Annotated in this window: 7 protein-coding genes; 4 read left to right on the top strand and 3 right to left on the bottom strand. The window is 72.7% G+C overall.

Going from position 1 to position 7397, the window contains the following annotated elements; all coding sequences use genetic code 11:
- The 3 genes from CSC64_RS11010 to CSC64_RS11000 form a co-directional block, all read right to left on the bottom strand.
- On the bottom strand, positions 1 to 2178 hold a 2178-nt coding region (locus tag CSC64_RS11010; protein ID WP_162435368.1), incomplete at its 3' end, for an ATP-binding protein.
- 3 nt (positions 2179 to 2181) lie between these two features.
- Entirely contained in the window at positions 2182 to 4062 is a 1881-nt protein-coding gene (locus tag CSC64_RS11005; RefSeq protein WP_162435367.1) for an EAL domain-containing protein, read from the bottom strand.
- Positions 4063 to 4139: 77 nt separating this feature from the next.
- Positions 4140 to 4745, bottom strand: a complete 606-nt coding sequence (locus CSC64_RS11000; RefSeq protein WP_162435366.1) for a DUF4126 domain-containing protein — start codon at positions 4743 to 4745, stop codon at positions 4140 to 4142.
- A gap of 125 nt (positions 4746 to 4870) precedes the next feature.
- Between CSC64_RS11000 and CSC64_RS10995 the strand changes: the two genes are divergently transcribed.
- Genes CSC64_RS10995 through nudC form a run of 4 tightly spaced genes read left to right on the top strand, consistent with a single transcriptional unit; the run spans position 4871 to position 7393 of the window.
- Positions 4871 to 5602 (top strand): DUF6776 family protein, encoded by a 732-nt coding sequence (locus CSC64_RS10995; protein WP_162435365.1) that lies wholly within the window; start codon positions 4871 to 4873, stop codon positions 5600 to 5602.
- Complete coding sequence (locus tag CSC64_RS10990; protein ID WP_162435364.1) at positions 5599 to 6039, top strand: bactofilin family protein; 441 nt, start codon at positions 5599 to 5601, stop codon at positions 6037 to 6039. The genes CSC64_RS10995 and CSC64_RS10990 overlap by 4 nt, the downstream gene beginning before the upstream one ends.
- Before the next feature lie 31 nt (positions 6040 to 6070).
- Entirely contained in the window at positions 6071 to 6433 is a 363-nt protein-coding gene (erpA, locus tag CSC64_RS10985) for an iron-sulfur cluster insertion protein ErpA (protein WP_162435363.1), read from the top strand.
- 33 nt (positions 6434 to 6466) lie between these two features.
- The gene (nudC, locus tag CSC64_RS10980) at positions 6467 to 7393 is read left to right on the top strand and encodes an NAD(+) diphosphatase (RefSeq protein ID WP_162435370.1); all 927 of its coding nucleotides are present in this window, start codon (positions 6467 to 6469) and stop codon (positions 7391 to 7393) included.
- The last annotated feature ends 4 nt before the right edge of the window (positions 7394 to 7397 follow it).

Here is a 7397-nt window from a genome sequence, read left to right as displayed (position 1 = left end):
AGCGGGTGCGGCGGGCGGGATGGCGGCCGGGGGCACGAACAAGGGCATCTCCGGTGACAGCGAAAGGGCGGCCGGCGCATCCGGCTTCGATGCGGCGGGCGCTGGCGTGGGCGCCGCCGCCGCCGGGGTGTCCATCCGTGCCGGAGCCGGGACCGGCGCAGGAACCGCAACCGGCGCGGCAACCGGCGGGTATGCCGCCGGCTGCGAAGGCGCGGCCATGGCCGCCGCGGCGGGCGGCGCGCTCGCCGCCGCATCGGCCGCCGCCGGACGCGACGACGCGCTGCGCACCGGCGCGGCGCGCAGCCAGCGGCGCAGGCAGGCGTCGGGCTGGTCGCGCGAGACCGGCTTGGAGAGGTAGTCGTCCATGCCCGCGTCGAGGCAGCGCTGGCGGTCGCCGGCCATCGCGTTGGCGGTCATCGCCACGATCGCCAGGCGCGTGCCGGGTGGCTGGCCGGCCTCGTGCTCGCGCCAGCGGCGTGTCGCCGAATAACCGTCCAGCACCGGCATCTGGCAGTCCATCAGCACCAGGTCGTAGACGCCGCTGGCCATGTGCGACAGCGCGACTTCGCCGTTGGGCGCGGTGTCGCACTCGTAGCCCAGCACCGACAGTAGCTTCTGCGCGACCAGCAGGTTGACCGGGTTGTCCTCGACCAGGAGCAGGCGCGGCGGCGGGCCGGAGTGGGCCGGTTCGGGCGCTGGCGGCGCGGGCACGGGTTCGGAAGGGAACGGGGCCGGGCCCTTGGGTTCGGCGCGCGGGGCCGGTGCCTCCTGCAGGGCGCCACGCAGGTCGGCGTCGGGTGCCAGGCGCGGCAGCGCTTCGGCGCCCTCGCGCAGTTCCTCCGGGATGTCCTCGTCGCCGTACAGCCACAGCAGGCGCACGCCGGCGTAGGCGGGGGTGCGCAGCAGCGCGCGGTGCAGCGCGCGCGCGCTGTGGCGCAGGCCGTCGTAGTCGGCGAGCACGGCGACGAAGCCCTGCGCGCCCTGCCCGGGGGAGGGCGGCTGGCGCAGCCGCTCCAGCGCTTCCTGGGTGGTCTCGACGATGCTGACGGTCATGCCCCAGTTCGGCAGCAGCAGGGCGATGCGCTGGCGCAGGCGCAGGTTCGGGGTGATCGCCAGCACGCGCCGGGCGTCGTGCGCGGTCTGCCGGATCTGGACGTCGCCGATCACCTTCAGCAGCGGGATCTCGAACCAGAAGATCGAGCCGTGCCCCGGTTCGGACTGCACCCCGATGCGCCCGCCCATCAGGTCGACGATGCGCTTGCAGATCGCCAGGCCCAGGCCGGTGCCGCCGTACAGGCGCGTGGTGGAGGCGTCGGCCTGGGTGAAGGCGCTGAACAGCCGCTGCTGCTGCGCATGGCCGATGCCGATGCCGGTGTCGCGCACTTCGAAGCGCAGCATGTGCTGGGCCGCGGTCTCGCCGAGCCGGCGCACGCCCAGCTGGATGCCGCCGCGCTCGGTGAACTTGACCGCGTTGCCGATCAGATTGGTCAGGATCTGGCGCAGGCGCACCGGGTCGCCGCGCACCGGCAGGCGCACGTTCGGGTCGATGTTCAGCTCCAGGCGCAGGCCCTTGCCCTCGGCCGGACGCTGCATCAGCTGCAGCACCGCTTCCAGCAGTTCGCGCAGGTTGAAGCTGGTGATCTCCAGCTCCAGCCGGTTCGCCTCCAGCTTGGAGTAGTCGAGGATGTCGTCGACGATGCGCAGCAGCTGCTGCGAGGATTCGTGCGCTGTGCGCAGCATCTCGCGCTGGTCCGGCGCCAGGCTGCCGCGCGCGACCAGGTCCAGCATCGGGATGATGCCGTTGAGCGGGGTGCGGATCTCGTGGCTCATCGTGGCCAGGAACTCGCCCTTGGCCAGCGCCGCAGACTCGGCCGCCTGCTTGGCCTGCAGCAGTTGCTGCTCGAGCTGGTCGTGGCGGTTGACGTCGCGCTGCAGCAGGGTGCACTCGTCCTCGGCGGCGGTGGCGCGCGCCTGCGCCTCGTTGAGGTCGCGTGCCTGCGTGGCCGAGGAAAGCACCGCGCCCAGTGCGAACACCACCGTGGCCAGTGCCAGCGCGCCGGCGACCTTCCACCACGAGGCATCGGCATTGCCGCTCAGGCCCAGGCCGATGGCCAGCAGTACGCAGGCACCCGCCATCGCGGTGAGCACGGGCCAGATCCGGCGCTGGGCAGCGGCCATCGGCTACAGCACCGCGTTCTGGAAGTCGAAATCCAGGTCGGTGCCGACCGAACTGACCAGGTTGCCCTGGATGTAGTCGATGCCGCCCATCCACATCGCCGCGGCGGCCTGCGGATCCTCGATCTGCTGGCCGATCACCTGCAGGCCCAGGCGGTGGGCCAGGTCGATCGCCCCGCGCAACTGGTCGCGCAGTTCCGGGTCCGCGTGCGCGCCGGCGTAGCGCCCGGCCATGCGCACGTAGCCCAGCGGCAACTGGTTGAGCAGCGCGTCGGCTTCGGTGCCGGGTTCGAACTGGCTCAGGCAGAACTGCACGCCGGCGGCCATCAGCCGCCGGCAGAACTCGCCCAGGGTGACGCTGTGGATCAGCGCATCGCCCAGGCGCAGGTCGATCACCACCGCCGAGGCGTCGATGCGGCGCGTTTCGATGGTCTGCAGCAGCCAGTCGGCGAAGGCCTCGCGCGCCAGCGTGCGCGGCGACTGCGAGACGAACAGGCGCAGCGGAGTGCCGGCCGCGCTGCGCTGGGCGATCATGTCCAGCGCGTGTTCCATCACCTGCTGGTCCAGGTCGGCGATGCGGCCGCTGGCCTCGGCGGCCGGCACGACCTGCGCGGCCGAGAGCAGCGTGCCGTCGGGACGGCGCAGGCGCAGCAGGACCTGGTACTGGGCCTGCTCGTTGCCGGCCACCGCGACGATCGGCTGGTAGGCCAGTTCCAGCTGGCCTTCGAGCAGCGCCAGCCGTTCCTGCGCCTCGGTGTCGCTGGGCGGCACGTAGGCGGCCACGCCGCTGCTGCGCAGCCGCGCCTGCAGCGCGCTGCGCTCGATCGCCTCCAGCGCCGAGCCGGCGTCGGCGAAGCCGGCCGACAGCGCGGTAAAGCCCACCGCGCTGCGCAGCTGCACCTGCTCGTCGTCGCGCACGCCGAAGCTTTCCGCGGACAGGCCGGTGCGCAGCAGGTTGGCGAACTGCTCCAGGATCGATTCGTCGCGGCCGCTGGCCAGCAGCAGGAAGCTGTTGTCGTTCAGGCGCGCCACCGGCGCCGGGGCGCCGAGCCGGGACAGGCGGTTGCCGGCCTGGTTCATCAGTTTCTCGAACGCGGCGTAGCCGTAGCGCTCGCGCAGGCCCAGCGCGCTGGCGACCTCGACGAAGAACAGGCCGCCGCCGGTGCCGGCGAGCAGCGCCTCGTCGACCTGCTGCAGCAGCCAGCCGCGGGTGGCCAGGCCGGTCTCCGGATGGTTGCGCAGGGTCGCGTCGGGTGCCGGCGCGGCCTGGCGCAGCTGCGCGCGGCTGCGCTGGATCCGGTTGGAGACCGCGGCGATGAGGTGGCGCGGGCGGATGGGCTTGGTCAGGAAATCGTCGGCGCCGCTCTCGAGCACTTCGAACTGGCGCTCCGGGTCCGGGTCGCCGGTGAGGAACACGATCGGCAGCAGCTGGAATTCGGCCTGCTGGCGGATCAGCGAGGTCAGGCGCATACCGTCCAGGCCGGGCATGTGCAGGTCCATCAGGATCAGGTCCGGGTCGAAGCGCCGGATCGCGTCGATCACCCCGTCCGGCTGCATCTGCACTTCGGCCTTCATGCCCGCGCCGTGCAGCACGCTCTGCGCGAACAGGGCCTGGGTGCGGTCGTCCTCGACGATCAGGATGCGGTAGGGGGAATCATCGGTGGTGGCCTGTCCGGACGGGGTGCCGGTGGCATCGGCCGCGGACGGCGGCACCTGGCCCGTCGCCGGGGCGAGGGACGCGGCAGGCGCCAGCCCGCCTGCATCGGCGCCGGCTTCGGCGGCGTCCTGCGTCCAGCGCCGCCAGTAGCGCGGCGGCGGCGTCTCGGCGCGCGCCCGCTGGCGCGCAGCCGCATCCTCCGGCAATGAAGCGGGTTCCCGTACGGCCATCAGTCTTCCCCCTGCTGGGACCGCATTATGTGACCAAGTGCGTTCGCCACGACAAGTACAACCGGGCCGCGCCGGCGCTATGCCGGCGGTGATGGCGCCGGCGGCGGCGCGAACAGCCGGCGCACGCCGCGGCTGAGCGTGCGCCAGACCCACCACACCAGCAGCGCGCCGAGCAGGCTGGCGCCGACCACCACGAACAGCGCGATCCACGGATGGGCCATGACCAGCGCCAGGCCGCCGACCACCACGGTGTCCTCGGCCACCGAAGCGACCCAGTTGCTCGCCGGTTCCGGCGAGGTGTTCAGCAGCGCGCGGGTGCCGGCCTTGAGCCCGTGGCTGGCCAGGGCGATGCCGGCGCCGGCGGCCAGCGCGGTGCCGCCGAGCTGGCCGTCGGGCGAGAGCGTGGCCGCGGCGAGGAAGGCGCCGGCCGGGACCCGGGCCAGGGTCTGCAGCAGGTCCCACACCGAGTCCACGCCGGGGATCTTGTCGGCGAAGAATTCGGCCAGGGCGAGCAGGCCGGAGGTGCCCAGCACCCACCAGGACATGGTCGGCTGCAGCGCCGGCGGCAGGTCGACCCAGCCGAGCAGGCCGGCCAGGCCCACGCCGAACACGGTGAGGTAGGCGCGGATCCCGGCCATCCAGGCCAGCAGGATCCCGATCACGTAGATGTGGGCTTCGGTCATGGAGCGATCCTCCTCGGCCGCGCGCTCATGCCGCTGGCCCCGCCGCGGGCGGGCGTTACACTGCTGGCCCGTTCCGGAAGCAGTATAGGCAGAATCGGCCCGATGCCGGCCTCCACCGCGACGACATGACTGAACCCGTTCCCCGTTTCCAGGTGGTCCCGCGGCAGCCGCGCCTGGCCGGCCGCCGCCTGTGGATCGCCCTCGCCGTGGCCTGGCTGGTTTCGCTGGGCCTGGCCTGGTGGCTGGCATCGTCGCTGGCCGCGCCGGGCGCGGGCGACGCGCGCAGCCAGCTGCGTGCCGCCGAGCGCACCGCGGCCGTGCAGCAGCGCCAGCTCGACGAGACCACCCAGCGCCTGGTCACCCTGCAGCGTTCGGACCAGATCAGCCGCGCGGCCAACAGCGAACTGCAGTCCTCGCTGGCCGAGCGCGACGAGGAGATCGCCGCCCTGCGCGCCGACGTGGCCTTCTACGAGCGCCTGGTCGGCTCGACCTCGCAGCGCAAGGGCCTGAACGTGCACTCCATCGAGTTCACGCCCACCGAGGCCGGGACCTGGAGCTACCGCGCGGTGCTGACCCAGAACCTGAACCGCGGCGCCATCAGCCAGGGCCAGCTGCGCTTCGCGGTGGAGGGCGTGCGCGCCGGCAAGCTGGCCACGATCGGCTGGGACGAACTGCACAACAGGCCGGGAAGCCCGGGACAGGACTATTCGTTCCGGTATTTCCAGGAATTGACGGGCAACGTGATGTTGCCCAAGGATTTCACCCCGCAGCGTGTGCGAGTCTCGCTGCGTGGCGGCGCGGGGGGCGTCGAGCAGACCTTCGACTGGAAACCCGCGGGGAGCGGCGGAGAAAAATGAGCGTGTTCAAGAACAACAAGACGGCCCAGCGCGACGGCTTCACCATCGACACCCTGATCGGCCCGGACGTGGTCATCCGCGGCGACCTGGAGTTCAGCGGCGGCCTGTACGTGGAAGGCCGCATCGTCGGCAAGGTGCTGGCCGCCGAGGGCAAGCCGGCCAGCCTGGTGCTGGCCGAGCAGGGCATGATCGAGGGTGAGGTGCATGCGCCGGTGGTGATCGTGAACGGCACCCTGAACGGCGACGTGCACGCCGGCGAGCGGATCGAACTGGCGCAGAAGGCCCGCGTGGAGGGCAACGTCCACTACACGGTGGTGGAAATGAGCGCCGGCGCGCAGCTGACCGGCCGCCTGGTCCATGCGTCCTCGCAGCCGCGGGTGGCGGCGGTGCCGGAGGCGGCCACGCCGATCACCGCGGCCAAGGCGGCCAAGGCTTGATCCGGGGGCCTTCGGGCCCCATCTTGGCGGCATGGAACTTCTCCACCCCAGCTACCAGCAACTCGAGCAGCCGTTGCGCTTCAGTCAGGCCGCGGCCGCCAAGGTGCGCGAACTCATCGCCGAGGAAGGCAACGAGGCCCTGAGCCTGCGCGTCTACATCCAGGGCGGCGGCTGCTCCGGCTTCCAGTACGGCTTCGAGTTCGACGAGACCCGGGCCGAGGACGACATGGCGGTGGACACCGACGGTGTGACCCTGCTGGTCGACCCGCTGAGCCTGCAGTACCTGATGGGCGCCGAGGTCGACTACAGCGAAGGCCTGAGCGGGGCGCAGTTCGTGATCCGCAACCCCAACGCCAAGACCACCTGCGGCTGCGGCAGCAGTTTCAGCACCTGACCCGGCCGGGTGGCGCGCGTGCCCGGCCCGGTCCTGCCCGACCCTGCCATCCTCGAAGGTTTCGCCTTCGCCGCGGCCCCGCTGGACCGCGCCGATCCGCTGCGCGGCGACGCCGAGGCGCTGCGCGGGCTGTGGCCCGGTGCGCGGCTGCTGGTGCTGGATGGCGAAGGCCGCGCAGCGGTGGCGGCCGATGGCGCGCTGCTGGACCTGCGCGGCGATGACGTCGGTGGCGGGCCGGGCACGGCGGTGTTCCTGGGCCGCTCGCGCGACGGTGGCCAGGCCTGGTTCGCGGTCGAGTCGGCGACGCTGCCGGCGCTGGACGCGGCGCAGTGGATCGACCTGCGCCGTGCCGCGGCCGAGTGGCCGGCGGAGATCGCCGGCGCCTACGCCTACGCCCGCGGCATGCTCTGGTGGCAGGCGCGCAACCGTTTCTGCGGCGTCTGCGGCGGCGCGGTCGCGTTCGCTCGCGGCGGCTTCACCGGGCATTGCGCGCAGTGCGGCAACGACCACTACCCGCGGGTGGACCCGGCGGTGATCGTGGCGGTGAGCGATGGCGAGCGCCTGCTGCTGGGCCGGCAGCCGGGCTGGCCGCCACGGCGCTGGTCGGTGGTGGCCGGCTTCGTCGAACCGGGCGAGACCCTGGAACAGACGGTGGCGCGCGAGGTCCACGAGGAAACCGCGGTGCGGGTCCGCGCCTGCCGCTACCTGGGCGCGCAGCCGTGGCCGTTCCCCGGCGCGCTGATGCTCGGCTTCGAGGCGCTGGCCGAGCCGGACGAGCCGCAGGTGGACGGGGAACTGGAACAGGCGCGCTGGTTCAGCCGCGCGGAAATCGGTGCGGCCCTGCTCCGCGACGACGCCGACGCAGGTGCGGACTCGATCCTGCTGGCGCCGCCGATCTCCATCGCCCGTTCGCTCATCGCGCACTGGCACGCGCACGGCGGCATGCTCACGCGCGCTTAGCGTC

This window comes from Pseudoxanthomonas koreensis (assembly GCF_010093225.1).
Taxonomy (GTDB): domain Bacteria; phylum Pseudomonadota; class Gammaproteobacteria; order Xanthomonadales; family Xanthomonadaceae; genus Pseudoxanthomonas; species Pseudoxanthomonas koreensis.
This window is presented reverse-complemented; position numbering and strand designations above follow the sequence as displayed.